1 protein-coding gene is annotated in these 489 nt (G+C 41.5%); it reads left to right on the forward strand.

What is annotated here, in order from left to right; translation table 11 throughout:
- Positions 1-20: 20 nt before the first annotated feature.
- Positions 21-489, forward strand: a 469-nt coding sequence (locus CIK90_RS11915) for a transposase (protein ID WP_305775595.1), incomplete at its 3' end; no start/stop codon positions are given.

Here is a 489-nt window from a genome sequence, read left to right on the forward strand (position 1 = left end):
TAGTTACAAAAATATTTAATATGACTACCGATTGCAAAGTTACAGAATTATTTTGTATTATAGACGAGTTTTGCAAACATTTTGATGCAGAAAATGCAGGAAATTTGCTGGAAGACAATAGCGGAGTGAAGCGTAGACGGCGTGCAGCATCGTTGTCCGACAGTGAAATCATGACGATTCTGTTGTATTTCCATTTCGGTACATTCCGCAATTTCAAGCACTACTACCTGTTCTTTATTAAGGGTACGATGAAGTCTTATTTTCCGAAAGCTGTGTCGTACAACCGCTTTGTGGAGTTGGAAAGCCGCGTGTTCTTCCAGCTCATGTTCTTCCTTAATCTGGGGGCTTTCGGAAGATGTACTGGCATAACATTCGTTGATTCCACGATCATACCCGTATGCCATAATCTCAGGAGATATGCCAATAAGGTATTCAAGGGAATTGCCACTGACGGAAAAGGAACAATGGGTTGGTGCCATGGCTTTAAGC

The organism is Prevotella sp. P5-126 (genome assembly GCF_002251185.1).
GTDB lineage: Bacteria > Bacteroidota > Bacteroidia > Bacteroidales > Bacteroidaceae > Prevotella.